Source organism: Microvirga sp. P5_D2 (genome assembly GCF_054049475.1).
In genome coordinates this window covers 1-770 of record NZ_JBFUMH010000395.1, presented here as the reverse complement: position 1 = coordinate 770, position 770 = coordinate 1, and the positions used below count along the sequence as shown (strand labels likewise).

The 770-nt window shown below is 60.1% G+C and carries 2 protein-coding genes; both read right to left on the bottom strand.

Annotated features, from left to right (window positions below; all coding sequences use genetic code 11):
- Positions 1-375 (bottom strand): transcription termination/antitermination NusG family protein (locus tag ACXJKO_RS31915; RefSeq protein WP_457095000.1); only part of this gene is annotated, 375 nt, incomplete at its 3' end.
- Between the two features lie 12 nt (positions 376-387).
- Positions 388-588 (bottom strand): preprotein translocase subunit SecE, encoded by a 201-nt coding sequence (gene secE, locus ACXJKO_RS31910; protein WP_457094999.1) that lies wholly within the window; start codon positions 586-588, stop codon positions 388-390.
- Positions 589-770 lie beyond the last annotated feature (182 nt).

Genomic DNA, 770 nt, shown 5'->3' with positions numbered 1-770 from the left:
CTCGAAGCTGATGGAGGGCTTGGGGTGATCGACACCCTCGGCCACCTGCCCCTTGATGCGCTCGGCCTCGCGGTCCGGAATCGGAACCGGCTTGGCCTTGTCGGCACCCAGGAAGCCCGTCACCTTCGGCGTATTCTTGATGAGGTGATACACCTCGTCGGTCAGGTCGCACTTCACCAGAACATAGCCCGGGAAGAACTTGCGCTCGGTATCGACCTTACGGCCGCGACGCACCTCGACGACCTTCTCGGTCGGCACCATGACCTCTTCGAACTTGTCCTCCAGGCCGCGCTGAGCCGCCTGGTCCTTGATCGACTGGGCCACCTTGTTCTCGAAATTCGAGTAGGCGTGGACGATATACCAACGCTTCGTCATGCCATCCGTCCCTTAACCGCCAAATCCGAGAAGCACGGAGCGCACGCCCCAACCGAGCGCCTGATCGACGACCAGGAAGAAGATGCTCGCCACGACGACCATCACGAACACCATCGCGGTCGTGATCATCGTCTCCTTGCGCGTCGGCCAGGTCACCTTCGCGGCTTCCGAGCGGACCTGCTGTATGAAATCGAACGGGTTCGTCTTCGCCATTTTCCGCTTGCGTCCACAGGCCTGTAAGAGCGGCTGCGAACGTCCTCTAAGGGCACGCTTGAGCCCAAATTGAAGGGGCGCGAGGCTGTTTTCTTAAGCCTCGCGCCACCTGTTCAAACCATCTTGTGGACGCCTCTTAATAGAAAACGTCCACTTTGTCGACCCGCTGGCAGGAGAGGAGG

Excerpts from the sequence above, each read along its gene's own strand:
- secE (WP_457094999.1), bottom strand. The coding sequence starts at position 588 with ATGGCGAAGACGAACCCGTTCGATTTCATACAGCAGGTCCGCTCGGAA.